Source organism: Pseudomonas sp. B329, assembly GCF_023127835.1.
In the GTDB taxonomy this organism is placed as follows: Bacteria; Pseudomonadota; Gammaproteobacteria; order Pseudomonadales; family Pseudomonadaceae; genus Aquipseudomonas; species Aquipseudomonas synxantha_A.
Genome location: NZ_SPKP01000058.1, coordinates 66,600 through 82,457 on the forward strand (window position 1 = coordinate 66,600; position 15,858 = coordinate 82,457).

At 60.5% G+C, this 15,858-nt stretch carries 14 protein-coding genes; 11 read left to right on the forward strand and 3 right to left on the reverse strand.

Features of this window, described 5'->3' with window-relative positions; all coding sequences use genetic code 11:
* Window positions 1-69: 69 nt before the first annotated feature.
* Both betT and epsC read right to left on the reverse strand, forming a co-directional pair.
* The gene (gene betT / locus E4P00_RS25380; RefSeq protein WP_164366000.1) at window positions 70-2,031 is read right to left on the reverse strand and encodes a choline transporter BetT; all 1,962 of its coding nucleotides are present in this window, start codon (window positions 2,029-2,031) and stop codon (window positions 70-72) included.
* 339 nt (window positions 2,032-2,370) lie between these two features.
* Entirely contained in the window at window positions 2,371-3,297 is a 927-nt protein-coding gene (gene epsC, locus E4P00_RS25385; protein WP_103733991.1) for a serine O-acetyltransferase EpsC, read from the reverse strand.
* A gap of 167 nt (window positions 3,298-3,464) precedes the next feature.
* On the opposite strand from epsC, the gene E4P00_RS25390 reads away from it, so the two are divergent.
* The 11 genes from E4P00_RS25390 (at window position 3,465) to E4P00_RS25440 (ending at window position 14,667) form a co-directional block, all read left to right on the forward strand.
* Window positions 3,465-4,460: a D-cysteine desulfhydrase gene (locus tag E4P00_RS25390; protein WP_148853157.1), complete on the forward strand. Its 996-nt coding sequence runs from the start codon at window positions 3,465-3,467 to the stop codon at window positions 4,458-4,460.
* Between the two features lie 172 nt (window positions 4,461-4,632).
* Window positions 4,633-5,427, forward strand: coding sequence for a cystine ABC transporter substrate-binding protein (tcyJ, locus tag E4P00_RS25395; RefSeq protein WP_032878419.1), 795 nt, complete (start codon window positions 4,633-4,635; stop codon window positions 5,425-5,427).
* Window positions 5,427-6,092: a cystine ABC transporter permease gene (gene tcyL, locus E4P00_RS25400; RefSeq protein ID WP_032878420.1), complete on the forward strand. Its 666-nt coding sequence runs from the start codon at window positions 5,427-5,429 to the stop codon at window positions 6,090-6,092. The genes tcyJ and tcyL overlap by 1 nt, the downstream gene beginning before the upstream one ends.
* A gap of 3 nt (window positions 6,093-6,095) precedes the next feature.
* Window positions 6,096-6,842 carry an L-cystine ABC transporter ATP-binding protein TcyN gene (gene tcyN / locus E4P00_RS25405; protein WP_005783788.1) on the forward strand — a complete coding sequence of 249 codons (747 nt, stop codon included), beginning with the start codon at window positions 6,096-6,098 and terminating at the stop codon, window positions 6,840-6,842.
* A 371-nt stretch (window positions 6,843-7,213) separates the two neighbouring features.
* Window positions 7,214-8,008 (forward strand): hypothetical protein, encoded by a 795-nt coding sequence (locus E4P00_RS25410; RefSeq protein WP_032878421.1) that lies wholly within the window; start codon window positions 7,214-7,216, stop codon window positions 8,006-8,008.
* Between the two features lie 187 nt (window positions 8,009-8,195).
* Window positions 8,196-9,437: an SfnB family sulfur acquisition oxidoreductase gene (locus E4P00_RS25415; RefSeq protein WP_248133286.1), complete on the forward strand. Its 1,242-nt coding sequence runs from the start codon at window positions 8,196-8,198 to the stop codon at window positions 9,435-9,437.
* 40 nt (window positions 9,438-9,477) lie between these two features.
* Window positions 9,478-10,671, forward strand: a complete 1,194-nt coding sequence (locus E4P00_RS25420) for an SfnB family sulfur acquisition oxidoreductase (protein WP_005783783.1) — start codon at window positions 9,478-9,480, stop codon at window positions 10,669-10,671.
* Window positions 10,671-12,023, forward strand: coding sequence for an LLM class flavin-dependent oxidoreductase (locus E4P00_RS25425; protein ID WP_248133287.1), 1,353 nt, complete (start codon window positions 10,671-10,673; stop codon window positions 12,021-12,023). Before E4P00_RS25420 ends, E4P00_RS25425 begins: the two co-directional genes overlap by 1 nt.
* Window positions 12,024-12,105: 82 nt before the next feature.
* Window positions 12,106-12,921: a MetQ/NlpA family ABC transporter substrate-binding protein gene (locus E4P00_RS25430; RefSeq protein WP_248133288.1), complete on the forward strand. Its 816-nt coding sequence runs from the start codon at window positions 12,106-12,108 to the stop codon at window positions 12,919-12,921.
* Window positions 12,918-14,033 (forward strand): ATP-binding cassette domain-containing protein, encoded by a 1,116-nt coding sequence (locus tag E4P00_RS25435; protein WP_078820023.1) that lies wholly within the window; start codon window positions 12,918-12,920, stop codon window positions 14,031-14,033. The genes E4P00_RS25430 and E4P00_RS25435 overlap by 4 nt, the downstream gene beginning before the upstream one ends.
* Entirely contained in the window at window positions 14,023-14,667 is a 645-nt protein-coding gene (locus E4P00_RS25440) for a methionine ABC transporter permease (protein ID WP_032878426.1), read from the forward strand. Before E4P00_RS25435 ends, E4P00_RS25440 begins: the two co-directional genes overlap by 11 nt.
* Window positions 14,668-14,669: 2 nt before the next feature.
* On the opposite strand, the gene E4P00_RS25445 is transcribed toward E4P00_RS25440, so the two are convergent.
* Window positions 14,670-15,773, reverse strand: a complete 1,104-nt coding sequence (locus E4P00_RS25445) for a hypothetical protein (protein WP_248090632.1) — start codon at window positions 15,771-15,773, stop codon at window positions 14,670-14,672.
* Window positions 15,774-15,858 lie beyond the last annotated feature (85 nt).

Sequence of the window (15,858 nt, forward strand, 5' to 3'; positions counted from 1 at the left end):
TTTAACCCGCTGAATCGCTTAAGTCTGCCTCTTCCTTTTACAGCAAAGACCTACTTGAGAGGAACGGTATCAGCGCACCAAATGCAGGAACTGCAGATGGCGCTCGTACTGGTCGAGGATGTCGTTGATGATCTGCTCCTTGGTATAGCCCACCAGGTCATAGTCCTGGCTACCCTCACTCAAGTGCACCTCCGCACGATAGTAACGGCGGTTGTTGATCTCTTTGGAACCCATGCCACCGCGGGCAAACGACGGCGTGAAATAGCCGCGCATCTGCACCTGGTAGATGAACGGATGCTCCTCGCCATGGCCGATTTCCAGGCTGACGCTGTCGTTGGACGGGTCCGGCTGAGTGACTACATTCAGGCCCTTCTCGACAAACACCGCCGTCACTTCTTCGATCGCCGGGCGCACCGTCGATTCAAGGAAGCGATACACCTCATCACGTGACGGGAAATGCACGGCCTGGCTCAAGCGCTGGCGCCAGCCGCCACGGCCTTTGCGTGAAGCCGATATTGGCGCCAGGGAATGCAACTGCGCGATCTGCTTTTGCGACTCCAGGTAAAACGCCTTGTGCAGCCCCCACATCATCAGCAGCAGAATCAGCGAGAACGGCAGCGAGGTCAGGACCACCGCAGATTTCAACGAATCGATACTGCCGGCGAACAGCAGGGCACTGGTCACCAGTGCTGTCATCGCACCCCAGAACACCCGCAGCCACTTCGGCCCGTCTTCATCAGCGTTGCCGCCTTTGGACGACAGGGTGGACAGCACCACCGTGCCTGAGTCCGCCGAGGTCACAAAGAACACAAAGCTGATAAACACCGTGACCGCAATCACCGTCTTGCTCCACGGGTAGGTTTCCAGCAGCAGGTAGAGGCTCATCGACGGGTCATCGATGGCCGACTGGCCCAGCGCGGCCATGCCATGGTTGAGCACTTGGTCGATGGCGCTGTTACCGAAGATCGACATCCACGCCAGGGTAAAGCCCAGCGGAATCAGCAGCACGCCAAACACGAATTCGCGGATGGTGCGGCCACGGGAGATACGCGCAATAAACAGACCTACGAACGGCGACCATGCGATCCACCAGGCCCAGTAGAACACTGTCCAGCCGCCCAGCCAGTCGCTTGGCTTGTCGTAGGCGTACACATCGAAACTCTTGGTCGGCAGCGCGCCCAGGTAGTCCCCGATGTTCTGGATCAAGGTGTTGAGCAGGTGCTGGGTAGGCCCGGCGAATAACACAAACAGCAACAGCGCACAGGCCAGCAGCATGTTGATGTCGGACATCACCCGTACGCCCTTGTCGACGCCGGCTACCGCAACAATGATCGCCGCGCCCATCATCAACGTGATCAGGCCCACCTGGATCCACTGGGTGTGAGCAATGCCAAACAGGTAGTCCAGGCCGGAATTGAGGTGCAACACGCCAAAACCCATGTCAGCGCCCAGGCCGAACACCGTCGCGATGATACCGAAGCCATCCACCGCATAACCGATAGGGCCATTGATGCGCTTGCCGATCAGCGGGTACAGCGCCGAACGCAATGCCAGCGGCAGGTTATGCCGGTAGGCGAAATACGCCAGGGCCATGCCCACGAACGCGAACACACCCCAGCCATGCAGGCCCCAGTGCAGGAACAGCACCTGCATGGCCTGGCGCGCTGCATCGGCGTTCATCGCTTCGCCCTGGGGCGGCTGCACCAGGTGCGTCAACGGCTCCGAGACGCAGAAGAAAAACAGCGTGATGCTGATTCCGGCGGCGAACAACATGCCGGCCCAGGACAGGTAACTGAATTCGGGCTCGTCGTGGTCGGCACCGAGTTTTATCTTGCCGTAGCCCGATAGCGCGGTGACCACCACGAAGACCAGATACAGGGTCATCGCCAGCATGTAGTACCAGCCGACCGTATTGGCCGCCCAGTTTTGCGCCGCCAGCAGCCAGGCTCCGGCCTGTTGCGGGATAGCGATGACTGTGATGCCAAACAGCAGGATGAAGGTGGCGGCAAAGTAGAAAACGGGCGCATTCATGCGCACCATGCCGCTGGAAGGGGTGGACGATGCACTCATGAACGATGCACCTCAAGGTTGCGGGATATGGCTGTAAATAACGGACTCAGCAAAGGTAAGCCTCCTGTTGTGAGCGGGCAGCGAACCACCGGGTTTAACTTGAACGAACATTCAAGTTAAACATGAATAGGCGGTCTGGGACTAATCGCAGGGCTGAGTGGTAGATGATTCCTACACTAGCTCAAGGATTGGTATGACGGATGAAGAAGGCAAATCGTTCAGCGACCCCACGTTGAAATACATACGAAATGTGGGAGCTGGCTTGCCTGCTCCCACACGGGTCGGCGGTTGGCTCAGGTATTACTTCTGCGCCCCATCGTCATGCTGCAAGTTCGCCTGGGTGATATTCGCCCCCGCCGGCACGCTGCGGGTCAGCCACACATTGCCGCCAATGGTCGAGCCCTGGCCGATGGTGATCCGCCCCAAAATCGTCGCCCCGGCGTAGATCACCACATCATTCTCGACAATGGGGTGCCGCGGATGGCCTTTTTGCAGCTGCCCATCCTCATCGGCTGGGAAGCGCTTGGCGCCCAGTGTCACCGCTTGGTAGATACGCACGCGCTCGCCGATGATCGCCGTTTCGCCAATCACTACGCCAGTCCCGTGATCGATGAAGAAACTCGGGCCAATCTGCGCGCCGGGGTGGATATCAATGCCAGTGGCCGAGTGGGCGATTTCTGCACTGATGCGCGCCAGCAGCGGCAAACCTGCGCGGTACAGGTGGTGGGCCAGGCGATGGTGAATCACCGCCAGGATGCCCGGGTAGCACAGCAGCACTTCATCCACACTGCGTGCAGCCGGGTCGCCGTGGTAGGCGGCCAGTACGTCGGTATCCAACAGGCTGCGCAGAGCCGGCAATGCCAGGGCAAAATCCTGGATCAGCCGAATGGCATGGGCATCCACATCGCTGTCGTCGCCGCCGCCCTGGCGTGCGGCGTAGCGCAACTCCAGGCGCGCCTGGGCGAGCAAGGCGTTGAGCGCCACGTCGAGGGTATGCCCCACGTAGAAGTCTTCGCTTTCTTCACGCAGGTCCACCGGGCCCAGGCGCATGGGAAATAGTGCGCCGCACAAGGCTTCGAGGATTTGCGCCACCGCCTCGCGGGACGGCAATTCACGGCCACCGTGCTCGCCGCTCAAGCGACCGTTGCGCGTTCGCCACTGGTCCCGCGCGCCGCGCAGCTGGCTGACGATGGTCTGCAATTGCCAATGACTGGAACGCTCACTCACGGTATTCACTCCTGACGAAATGGCCATCACTTTACGGTATGCACCCTGGCAGCTCTTAAGAACCAATGGTGTGGTCGTAAGAACTATTGTTCATAAGCGATTGACGGTTGCCCGATGAAAAGTGCCTGCCTATAGTCCTCCCCATCATTCAGTCACCGTGCGTAGCCATGATCAAACAACAGCTCAAGCGCTTTAACCGTCTGGAACTACTGGGCGGTGCCACCGCTCTGGAAAAACTTGAACGGCTGTCGGCCTGGCTGGGCAGGGACATTTACGTCAAGCGCGATGACACCACGCCCCTGGCCATGGGTGGCAACAAGCTGCGCAAACTCGAATACCTGGCGGCCGACGCCATTGCCCAGGGCGCCGACACCTTGGTCACCGCCGGCGCGATCCAGTCCAACCACGTCCGCCAGACCGCCGCACTGGCCGCCAAACTCGGCCTGGGCTGCGTTGCTCTGCTGGAAAACCCTACTGGCACCGAAGACGCCAACTACCTGGCCAATGGCAACCGCCTGCTGCTGGAGCTGTTTGACGCCAAAGTGGAACTGGTGGAAAACCTCGACAACGCCGACGCCCAACTCGCCGCCCTCGCCGACCGCCTGCGCAGCAATGGCAAGAAGCCCTACCTGGTGCCTATCGGTGGCTCCAATGCACTTGGCGCTTTGGGTTACGTGCGCGCAGGGCTGGAACTGGCCGCGCAGATTGAAGACAGCGGGATTGAGTTCGCCGCCGTGGTGCTCGCCTCAGGCAGTGCCGGCACGCACAGCGGCCTGGCCCTGGCCTTGAGCGAAGCACTACCGCAGTTGCCGGTGATCGGCATCACCGTGTCGCGCACCGAGCAAGCGCAGTTGCCCAAAGTGCAAAGCCTGGCAGAACGCACTGCCGAGTTGCTCGGAGTGGCTATTCCCGACGCCTTCAAAGTGATCCTGTGGGACGAGTATTTCGGCCCCCGTTATGGCGAACCGAATGCCGGCACACTTTCCGCGATCAAACTTTTGGCCAGCCAGGAAGGTCTGCTGCTGGACCCGGTCTATACCGGCAAGGCCATGGCCGGTTTGCTGGACGGCATCGGGCGCCAGCGGTTTGAAGAGGGGCCGATCATTTTCCTGCATACCGGTGGGGCGCCGGCATTGTTTGCCTATGACTCAGTATTCAATTGATTGAATACGCACATATTCTCAAAAGAAATATGAAATTGTTTTTTTATTATTTTCAAGTCTTAAAAACCCGCTTTATCATCGCGCCGAAGGCGAAGACGCGCTTCGCGCTTTAAGGCAGGATACGACTACTGCGTCACCTGCTTCGCTCACCATAAAAACACAGGGGCTCTTCATGACTATTTCTGTATTGCGTCGCACGCTGCTGGTCAGCACTTTGGGCCTGGCGCTTGGCGCCGGTTGGTTGGGCCAGGCGGTTGCCGGCGAGCAGTTGAACACCATCAAGAAGGCCGGCGAGATCAAGATCGGTCTGGAAGGCACCTACCCACCGTTCAGCTTCGTCGATGAAAGCGGCAAGCTCAGCGGTTTCGAAGTGGAACTGTCCGAAGCACTGGCCAAGGAGCTGGGCGTCAAGGTCAAGCTGCAAGCTACACCGTGGGACGGCATTCTCGCCGCGCTGGAATCCAAGCGCCTGGACGCCGTGGTCAACCAGGTGACCATCTCTGAAGAGCGTAAGAAAAAGTACGATTTCTCCAAGCCATACACCGTGTCCGGCATCCAGGCACTGGTGCTGAAAAAGAACGTCGACTCGATCAAGAAAGCCGACGACCTGGCCGGTAAAAAGGTCGGCGTGGGCCTGGGCACCAACTACGAACAATGGCTCAAGGACAATCAACCCAAAGCCATTATCAAGACCTACAACGACGACCCAACCAAGTTCCAGGACCTGCGCATCGGCCGTATCGACGCGATCCTGATCGACCGCCTGGCCGCCCTCGAATACGCCAAGAAAGCCCCCGACACTGCCGCTGCCGGCGACGCCTTCTCCCGTCAGGAATCCGGTATCGCCCTGCGCAAAGGCGAGCCTGAATTGCTCGATGCGGTTAACACGGCCCTCGACAAACTGCGCGCCGACGGCACCTTGAAGAAGCTGTCCGAGAAGTACTTCAACGCTGACGTCACTCAATAATGGAAGCAGGTCTTCAACTCGCGCTGGACTCCGCGCCCTTTCTGCTCAAGGGCGCGTACTACACGGTAATCCTCAGCCTGGGCGGGATGTTTTTCGGCTTGCTGCTGGGCTTCGGCCTGGCCTTGATGCGCCTGTCGCGCTTCAAGTTGCTGAGCTGGACGGCCCGAGTCTACGTGTCGTTCTTTCGCGGTACGCCGTTGCTGGTGCAGCTGTTCCTGATCTACTACGGCTTGCCGCAAGTGGGCATCGAGCTGGATCCGATCCCGGCGGCCATGATCGGCTTTTCGCTGAACATGGCCGCTTATGCGTGTGAAATCCTGCGGGCCGCCATCGCCTCCATCGAGCGTGGCCAGTGGGAAGCCGCCGCCAGTATTGGCATGACCCGTGCGCAAACCCTGCGCCGGGCCATTCTGCCGCAAGCGATGCGCACGGCATTGCCGCCCCTGGGCAACAGCTTCATTTCGCTGGTCAAGGACACTGCGCTGGCCGCCACCATCCAGGTACCCGAGCTGTTCCGTCAGGCCCAACTGGTATCGGCGCGGACCTTCGAAATTTTCACCATGTATCTGTCCGCAGCCCTGATCTACTGGATCCTGGCGAGCATCCTGGCGCATCTGCAAAATCGTCTGGAAGACCGGGTCAACCGGCATGACCTGGAGTCCTGAAGCATGATCGTGGTTGAAAAACTGACCAAACAATTCAACGGTCAAGTGGTGCTTGACGGCATCGACCTTGAGGTCAAGGAAGGCGAAGTGGTCGCCATCATCGGCCCCAGCGGTTCCGGCAAGACCACCTTCCTGCGCTGCCTGAATTTCCTCGAAGAACCCACCAGCGGCCGCATCAAGGTGGGGGATATCCAGATCGACGGCAGCAAGCCGCTCAACCAGCAACAGGGGCTGGTGCGTCGTCTGCGCCAGCACGTGGGCTTTGTGTTCCAGAACTTCAACCTGTTCCCCCACCGCACTGCGCTGGAAAACGTCATCGAAGGCCCGATTGTGGTCAAGAAGATGCCACGGGAAGCGGCCACCGAACTGGGGCGCAAGCTGTTGGCCAGGGTCGGCCTGGCGGGCAAGGAGGCGTCCTACCCAAGGCGGCTGTCCGGCGGCCAGCAACAGCGTGTGGCGATTGCCCGTGCGTTGGCCATGGAGCCGGAGGTGATTCTGTTCGACGAACCCACCTCGGCTCTCGACCCGGAACTGGTGGGCGAAGTGCTGGCAACCATTCGCAGCCTGGCCGAAGAAAACCGCACCATGGTCATCGTGACCCACGAAATGAGCTTTGCGCGGGACGTGGCCAACCGGGTGATCTTTTTCGACAAGGGCGTGATCGTTGAACAGGGTGAAGCCAAAGCGTTGTTCGCCAACCCCAGGGAGGAACGCACCCGGCAGTTTCTGAGCAAATTCCTCGCCCACTGACCCACCCTCTGTAGGAGCGAGCTTGCTCGCGAAAAACGCCCAGGCAACTCGGTCGATCTGAATCACCGCGTTACCGTTTACGTTCTTCGCGAGCAAGCTCACTCCTACAACGGGTTACCATTTCAGCGCATAAAATACCCCCGCCGTCCCCCCCTTAAAATCCCCCTCCCCGTCAGACCCTTCTGAATATCCTCAAACCCGCCGTTTAGCCTTTTGCCTCCATTGACGCTCCCCGGCCAACCCTCTTATCTAGCGCCTTGAGGATTGGATCCCATCCCGGCTACTGACTGAATCGTTCCTTTCGAATCGCCCTGTGCCTATGCGCCCAAGGTTCGGAACGATGACTGCTGGCTGCAACAAGGAGATTACTTATGACACACACCCAAACCCTGGCCATGCTGCCTGCCCCGAAGCTGCCCCAGGCGGTAGGAAACGGCATCAGCGCCCTGGCTTCCACCCATCTGCAGGTCGACATATCCCCCTACTCGGGCATGGAGGAAGGCGACCTGATCGAACTGTTCTGGAACAACTGCTTTGCCGCCTCGCGCAAGGTGACGGCGTGCAAGATCGGCACGTTCACTCATCTGTGGGTACCGGAAAGCTTCGTGCAGGACGGGCCGGCACGCGTCCACTACCAGGTCCTGCAAATCGGCCATGGCCCGATGCGCTCGGCCGTCGCCCTGGTGCGGGTCAAGACCAACTACCCCGGAGGCCAGCCTGCGCCATGCCTCAACCACGAAAGTGATGAAAACCAGAATCTCGCCCCCGTGGGTTTGCCCGAGACGATCCGCCGCCATGGCGTCAATCGCAACCAGGTTCGGCGCGGCATTCCGCTGACCATCGAACCTTACTTGAACATGAGTGCCGGCGATGCCATCACACTGCGCTGGGGTGATGTGCGCCTGGACCTGCCGAAAATCCAAGCCAAAAACGTCGGCCTGGCAGTGCAGGTGTGGGTACCGTCCCAGATCATTGTCGAAGCGGGCGACGACTGCCGATTGGAAGTCACGTACTGCATTCTCGATCGCGTGGGCAATAATTCACGCTGGGCACCGGCCCGCACGCTACGTATCGCCGCTTGCACGCCAGTCGTGCCAACCCCACCTGCCTCGCCCGCGCCGGGCTATCAACCGCGTCGCTTCGGCTCACCCTGTGAACCGGGGTGACAGCCCTTCTATGCATATTCCTAAAAGTTAGTTTATTTAAAGAATTAACACGCTTAGGGTATATGCACCGGACCACCGGACATTCCTGATTTTTCTGTTTTTATTTCATTGAATGCGAGGTCGGTATGGTCAGAATTACCCCGGTGCATAACGCCAGGGCATTGCGTGCAGCCAAGGAGCGGCGCTGATGTCTAACTTGGCTCTAACACCCCCCCAGAGTGATCTGGACGTAGCCCCCCTGTTGTTGCCCGCCACGGTGCTGCGCAACGACGCCCAGGCACTGAGCGCGGCTCATGAGCTGGCCCAGGCTGCGCGCCTGCAGGCCGCTACGCGCGACCAGCAGCGCAAACTGCCGTGGGCGCAACTCGAACAATTCACCCGCAGCGGCCTGGGCAGTATTTCCATTCCCCGCGAATACGGCGGCCCACAGGTGTCGTTTGTGACCCTGGCCGAAGTCTTCGCGATCATCAGCGCAGCCGACCCGGCCCTCGGGCAGATCCCGCAGAACCATTTCGGCATCCTGCACGTATTGCAGGGCACCGCGACCGAGCGCCAGAAAAAGCAGCTGTTCCAGAGCGTGCTCGACGGTTGGCGCATCGGCAACGGCGGCCCGGAACGCGGTACCAAAAACACGCTGGAGCTCAAGGCACGCCTTACGGCCGAAGGCGATGGGTTCGTGGTCAGCGGCCAGAAGTTCTACTCCACCGGCGCACTATTTGCCCACTGGGTCGCGATAAAGGCATTGAACGATGACGGCAAGCAAGTCATGGCCTTCGTGCGGCGCGGCAGCGAGGGGCTGCGCATCGTCGATGACTGGTCGGGCTTTGGCCAACGCACCACCGCCAGCGGCACCGTGCTGCTCGACCGGGTGGCGGTAGACCCGGAATTGGTCATCGACAACTGGCGCCTGGGCGAAAGCCCGAATATCCAGGGTGCCGTGTCGCAACTGATCCAGGCAGCCATTGACGCCGGCATCGCCCGTGGTGCCCTCGACGACACTATCGCCTTTGTACACGAGCGTTCACGCCCCTGGATCGACGCCAAGGTCGAGCGGGCCAGCGATGACCTGTATGTGATCGCCGATATCGGCAAGATGAAGATCGAACTGCACGCTGCCGAGGCACTGTTGCGCAAGGCCGGTCAGGTGCTGGACCAGGTCAGCGCGGCGCCGATCACCGCGCAGTCCGCCGCGCGCGCCTCGATTGCCGTGGCCGAGGCCAAGGTGCTCACCACCGAAGTGGCATTGCAGGTTACCGAAAAGCTCTTCGAACTGGCCGGCAGCCGCGCCACCCTCGCCGAATTCAACCTTGACCGTCACTGGCGCAACGCGCGGGTGCATACCCTGCACGATCCGGTGCGCTGGAAGTATCACGCCATCGGCGCCTATCGACTGAACGGCACCTTACCTGCTCGTCATTCCTGGATTTAACCGACCAGAACACTTTTTCCACGAGCTTCTGGAGAAACTCATGACCCTTTCTCACCACGTCGCGGTTATCACCAGCGATGAGCAAGCCCTTATCGTCGCCAGCGACCTCGCTGAAGATTTGCGCCGCGACAGCGCCCAGCGCGACCGCGAACGCCGCCTGCCGTGGCCCGAGCTGGACGTGTTTTCGCGCTCCGGCCTGTGGGGTATCACGGTGCCCAAGGCATTCGGCGGCGCGGGCGTATCCAATGTCACCCTGGCCAAGGTGATTGCACTGATTTCCCAGGCCGATGGTTCCTTGGGCCAGATCCCGCAAAATCATTTTTATGCCCTTGAAGTGCTGCGCGTAAACGGCAACCCCGAGCAGCAAAAGCGCCTGTACGCCGAGGTGCTGGCCGGTCAGCGCTTTGGTAACGCCTTGGCGGAACTGGGCACCAAGACCGCCCATGACCGCGTGACCAGCCTCACCCGCGACGGCGACGGTTTTCGCATCAACGGGCGCAAGTTCTACGCCACCGGCGCGATCTATGCCCAACGCATTCCCACCTCGGTGGTGGATGAAAACGGCATCCAGCAACTGGCGTTCGTACCCCGTGACAGCGAGGGCCTGACGGTCATCGACGACTGGAGCGGCTTCGGCCAGCGCACCACTGGCAGCGGCTCAGTGGTATTCGATAACGTGTGGGTCGCAGCGCAGGACGTGATCCCATTCCAGAGCGCCTTCGAACGCCCGACCACCGTGGGCCCCTTGGCGCAGATCCTTCACGCCGCCATCGACACCGGCATCGCCCGCGCAGCGTTTGAAGATGCGTTGCATTTTGTGCGCACCAAGACCCGCCCGTGGATCGATTCCGGCAACGACAAGGCCACCGAAGACCCGCTGACTCTAAAGAGCTTCGGCCACCTGAGCATTCGCTTGCACGCCGCCGAGGCGTTGCTGGAGCGCTCCGGCGAATTCCTCGACCGCGCCCAGGCCGACAGCAATGCCCAGACCGTCGCCGCCGCGTCCATCGCCGTGGCCGAAGTGCGCGCCCTGAGCACCGAGATTTCCCTCGCAGCGGGCAGCACCTTGTTCGAACTGGCCGGCAGCCAGGCGACTTTGGCCGAGCATGGCCTGGACCGCCATTGGCGCAACGCCCGGGTGCACACCCTGCATGATCCGGTGCGCTGGAAATATCATGCGGTAGGCAACTATTACCTCAACGATGAAAACCCGCCGCTGCGGGGGACCATCTGATGAGCAAGAAAAAGATCCTGCTCAATGCCTTCAACATGAACTGCATCGGGCATATCAACCACGGTTTGTGGACTCACCCACGGGACAACTCGACCGAGTACAAGAGCCTCGAATACTGGACCGAATTGGCGCAGATTCTTGAGCGCGGGTTGTTCGATGGTTTGTTTATCGCCGATATCGTCGGCGTCTATGACGTGTACCAGAACTCGATTGACGTGCCGCTCAAGGAGTCCATCCAACTACCGGTCAACGACCCGTTGCTGCTGGTCTCGGCCATGGCCGCCGTCACCCGGCACCTTGGCTTCGGCCTTACCGCCAACCTGACCTACGAGCCGCCCTATCTGTTCGCCCGGCGCATGTCCACGCTCGATCACCTGAGCCGTGGCCGCGTCGGCTGGAACATCGTCACCGGCTATCTCGATAGCGCGGCCAAAGCCATGGGCCTCACCGAACAGGTCGAACATGACCGGCGCTACGACCAGGCCGATGAATACCTGGAGGTGTTGTACAAACTCTGGGAAGGCAGCTGGGAAGACGACGCGGTGCTCAACGACCCGCAAACGCGGGTGTATGCGCAACCGGGCAAGGTGCACAAGGTGGAGCACCACGGTGAGTTTTATCAGGTAGAGGGTTATCACCTGTGCGAGCCATCGCCGCAGCGTACGCCGGTGCTGTTCCAGGCCGGCAGTTCCGAGCGAGGGCTGCTGTTCGCCGGGCGCCACGCCGAGTGCGTGTTCATCAGCGGGCAGAACAAGGCCGCGACCAGGCTACAGGTGGACAAGGTGCGCGCCAGCGCAGTGGAGGCTGGGCGCAACCCGGATGACATCAAGGTGTTCATGGGCCTCAACGTGATCGTGGGCGCCACCGAAGAACTTGCATGGGCCAAGCACGCCGAGTACCTGAGCTATGCCAGTGCGGAAGCCGGCGTGGCGCACTTTTCGGCGTCCACGGCGATTGATTTTTCTGCCTACGAACTGGACGAACCGATCCAGTACGTGAAGAGCAACGCGATCCAGTCGGCCACCAAGAACCTGCAAAACAACGACTGGACCCGGCGCAAATTGCTCGAACAGCACGCCCTGGGTGGGCGCTATATCACCTTGGTGGGCTCGCCTGAGCAGGTTGCCGATGAGTTGGAATCCTGGATCAGCGAAACCGGGCTGGATGGTTTCAACCTGACGCGCATTGTGACGCCGGAGAGCTATGTGGATTTCATCGACTGGGTGATACCGGAGCTGCAGCGGCGTGGGTCGTACAAGACCGAGTATGCGCAGGGCACGTTGCGGGAAAAAGTCTTCCACGGCACCGCTCGCTTACCCGAACAACACACCGGCTCCAGCTACCGACACTGATCAAAAATGTGGGAGGGGGCTTGCTCCCTCCCACATTGGATCTCCATTGTTTGTGCCTATACCTTATGACTGGAAATTGATTATGAAAAAGACCCTGCTCACCCACCCAGTCAAAGCACTGGCCCTGGCCTTCGGGTTATTCAGCACAACGGTCTTCGCCGCCGACCCACCACTGAAAATCGGTACCACCGCCGCCTTCGCCATTCCGCTGGAAGCGGCCGTTGAAGAGGCCGGCAAACAGGGCCTGAAAGTCGAACTGGTCGAGTTCAGCGACTGGATCGCCCCCAACGTCAGCCTCGCCGCCGGCGATATCGACGTGAACTACTTCCAGCACATTCCCTTCCTGGAAAACGCCAAGGCCGCCGCCGGGTTTGACCTGGTGTCTTACGCACCGGGCATCATCAACAACGTCGGCCTGTATTCGAAGCAATACAAAAGCTTCAACGACCTGCCCGAAGGCGCCAGCGTGGCCATTGCCAACGACCCGATCAACAGCGGGCGCGGCCTGCAACTGCTGGCCAAGGCCGGGTTGATTACCCTCAAGCCGGGCGTGGGCTACAAGGCCACCGAAGAAGACATCGTCAGCAACCCCAAAAAGCTCAAGATCCTGCAGGTGGAAGCCGTGCAACTGGTACGCGCCTACGACGACGCCGACCTGGTGCAGGGCTACCCGGCGTATATCCGCCTGTCCAAGACCTTCGATGCGCAATCGGCGCTGCTGTTCGATGGCCTCGACCACCCGGAGTACGTGATTCAGTTCGTGATTCAGCCCAAGAGCAAGACCGACCCACGAGTGATCAAGTTCGTCGACATCTACCAGCACTCGCCGGTGGTACGTGCCGCATTGAATAAATCCCTGGGCAAGCTCTACCAAGTCGGCTGGGAAGATAAAAAATGACCGCCGCCAACGCCCAACTGCGCGACCTGGGCCATGCGCCCAGGGACGCCGAGCAAACTGAACTGCACCCGGACCTCAATCGCGCCCACGTGCGTTTTATCAACCTGGGCAAAACCTATGGCGGCACCGTGCACGCCCTGCAAGGCATCGACCTGGCGATCCAGCGTGGCGAAGTGTTCGGCATCATCGGCCGCAGCGGCGCCGGCAAGTCATCGCTGATCCGCACCATCAACCGCCTGGAACAACCCAGCAGCGGGCGCGTACTGATCGATCAGGTGGACATCGGCGGCTTCGATGAAGACCACCTGGTAGCGCTGCGCCGGCGCATCGGCATGATCTTCCAGCACTTCAACCTGATGTCGGCCAAGACCGTGTGGCAAAACGTCGAACTGCCTCTCAAGGTCGCCGGCGTGACCCAGGCACAACGCGTGCGTAAGGTGCATGAACTGCTGGAGCTGGTAGGTCTGCAAGACAAGCACAAGGCGTATCCGGCGCAGCTTTCCGGAGGGCAGAAACAGCGCGTCGGCATCGCCCGCGCGCTGGTGCACGACCCCGAGATTCTGCTGTGCGACGAGGCCACCTCGGCCCTCGATCCGGAGACCACCCAGTCGATCCTCGGCCTGCTGCGTGAGATCAACCAACGCCTGGGCCTGACCATCGTATTGATCACCCATGAGATGGCGGTGATCCGCGAAATCTGCGACCGCGTGGTGGTGCTGGAACACGGGCGCATCGTCGAGCAAGGCCCGGTGTGGCAAGTGTTCGGCAACCCGCAGCATGAGGTCAGCAAGACCCTGCTCGCACCGCTGCAACACGGCCTGCCGCCCGAATTGCAAAACCGCCTGCAACCGACACAAACCTCGGCTGATGCGGCGCTGGTGCTGCGCTTGCAGTTCACCGGCAGCGATACCGATGAGCCGGACCTGGCCGCACTGTTCAGCGCCCTCGGCGGCCGCGTGCGTTTGCTGCAAGGCGGTGTGGAGCGGATCCAGGGGCACGCTCTGGGGCAATTACTGCTGGCGGTGAATGGGTCGCCGCACAATGCCGAAGAGCTGCGTAACCGCGCCGGCAATTGGGCACAACGGGTGGAGGTGCTGGGCTATGTGGTTTGATCGTTTAGTACAGGGCGCTATCGACACCTTGTTGATGGTCGGTGTGTCGTCGCTGATCGCCTTGCTGGTCGGTATCCCGCTGGCGGTATTGCTGGTTACCAGCGACAAGGGCGGCATCTACCAGGCGCCGACGCTTAACCGCGTGCTGGGGGCGTTCGTCAATCTGTTCCGCTCCATTCCGTTCCTGATCCTGATGGTGGCGTTGATCCCGTTCACTCGGCTGATCGTCGGCACCACCTACGGTGTATGGGCGGCCGTGGTGCCGCTGACCATCGCCGCCACACCGTTCTTTGCGCGCATTGCCGAAGTCAGCCTGCGCGAGGTCGACCACGGCCTGATCGAAGCGGCTCAGGCCATGGGTTGCCGGCGCTGGCACATCATCTGGCATGTGCTGCTGCCGGAAGCCCTGCCGGGGATCGTCGGCGGGTTCACCATCACCCTGGTCACCATGATCAACTCATCGGCCATGGCCGGTGCGATCGGTGCCGGTGGCCTGGGCGACATTGCCTACCGCTATGGCTATCAGCGGTTTGATTCGCAGATCATGCTCACGGTGATTGTGTTGTTGGTGGTGCTGGTGGCGGTAATTCAACTGAGTGGGGATCGCTTGGCGCGGGTATTGAACAAGCGCTGAACTCACGGGCATTCGTCCAACTGCGCGACGCTGGCATGGGGTACGAAGCTGACGGTTTTTTCCTTGGCCTGCCAGGGGCGCACGATGTAGCTGCCGTCCGAGTCTGCCATTACCCGCAGTTTTACACTGCGCTGCGGGTTGTCGGCGTCTACCAGCACGCGAAGAACCTTGGCGTCGTCCGACCAGGTCATCAGCGTACACACGCGCCCTCCGGAGGCGGAGCCTTGCAATGGCAACCCACCCAGCTTCGACCCGCTTGCCGGGATCAGCCCGAGGAAGACGATGAGTGCAAAGGCCGCCATTGAGGCGAATGCCACCGGGTTTTTATGATCCCTCATGCACACCACAAGGCAAGCGGCACATCCCTGGACCAGGAACAGCACCACCAGTTCGGCAAACATGAATGGCGCAAAAAGCACCGCACTGTCGGAATACTCGCGAAAGGCCCGGGAGACCGGCACCGTCACCATGAGGATTACCAGCATTTGAACGGCACCTGCACCGACACTGGCCAGCCAGAATTCTCCGGACAGGTCACGCAGTGCAATATGGGTGGGACGGGCGCGAAGGATGATGCCAACGTAGACCACAACCGCCAGCACGACCGCCACTATCCAGCTGATGGTCAGTAGAGGCCCGCTCTGGGCATTCACGGACAGGTAAACAGCGGACATCCAAAAGATACCCATGACGACCAGACTGGCGGCCCAGTGCAGCAACAAACGGCGATGTTGCGCCGTCACCTGCGGCGATGCCGGGCTGAGATTGAGCTGATCACTCAGGCGCACACCCGTGCCGTTCAGCCGCGTGAACAAGATGAACGTGGGCACCAGGATCGACGCGCCCATCATACCGATCACAAACACCAGCATGGCGAACATCGCTGGCAGCGCAGTGAATGCGGCGGCCGACAGAATGCTCAGGGGTACCTTTTCCACCTGGATGTACTGGTACAAATACAAGCCTGCCACCGACAGGATCCCCACCGTCAGCGGCCAGGCGCGTTCATTGAGCCAGAACAGGCCGCTGCTGAGTTTCGTGGCGTATTGGTCCACCTTGTTTGCAGTGAATTTCTGACCCTCACGTGAACGTTTTTCTTCTTCCATGAATGTACAACCCTCTTTGAATGAGGGCCGAATCTTACCCAGAATCCTGCGGGGCGGTCTGTCGGATTCTCCCAACACGCACACA

Coding starts and splice junctions, on each gene's coding strand:
- E4P00_RS25425 (WP_248133287.1), top strand. CDS start 10,671: ATGAGCAAGAAAAAGATCCTGCTCAATGCCTTCAACATGAACTGCATC.
- E4P00_RS25445 (WP_248090632.1), bottom strand. CDS start 15,773: ATGGAAGAAGAAAAACGTTCACGTGAGGGTCAGAAATTCACTGCAAAC.
- tcyL (WP_032878420.1), top strand. CDS start 5,427: ATGGAAGCAGGTCTTCAACTCGCGCTGGACTCCGCGCCCTTTCTGCTC.
- E4P00_RS25410 (WP_032878421.1), top strand. CDS start 7,214: ATGACACACACCCAAACCCTGGCCATGCTGCCTGCCCCGAAGCTGCCC.
- E4P00_RS25420 (WP_005783783.1), top strand. CDS start 9,478: ATGACCCTTTCTCACCACGTCGCGGTTATCACCAGCGATGAGCAAGCC.
- E4P00_RS25415 (WP_248133286.1), top strand. CDS start 8,196: ATGTCTAACTTGGCTCTAACACCCCCCCAGAGTGATCTGGACGTAGCC.
- betT (WP_164366000.1), bottom strand. CDS start 2,031: ATGAATGCGCCCGTTTTCTACTTTGCCGCCACCTTCATCCTGCTGTTT.
- E4P00_RS25435 (WP_078820023.1), top strand. CDS start 12,918: ATGACCGCCGCCAACGCCCAACTGCGCGACCTGGGCCATGCGCCCAGG.
- E4P00_RS25430 (WP_248133288.1), top strand. CDS start 12,106: ATGAAAAAGACCCTGCTCACCCACCCAGTCAAAGCACTGGCCCTGGCC.
- tcyN (WP_005783788.1), top strand. CDS start 6,096: ATGATCGTGGTTGAAAAACTGACCAAACAATTCAACGGTCAAGTGGTG.
- tcyJ (WP_032878419.1), top strand. CDS start 4,633: ATGACTATTTCTGTATTGCGTCGCACGCTGCTGGTCAGCACTTTGGGC.
- E4P00_RS25390 (WP_148853157.1), top strand. CDS start 3,465: ATGATCAAACAACAGCTCAAGCGCTTTAACCGTCTGGAACTACTGGGC.
- E4P00_RS25440 (WP_032878426.1), top strand. CDS start 14,023: ATGTGGTTTGATCGTTTAGTACAGGGCGCTATCGACACCTTGTTGATG.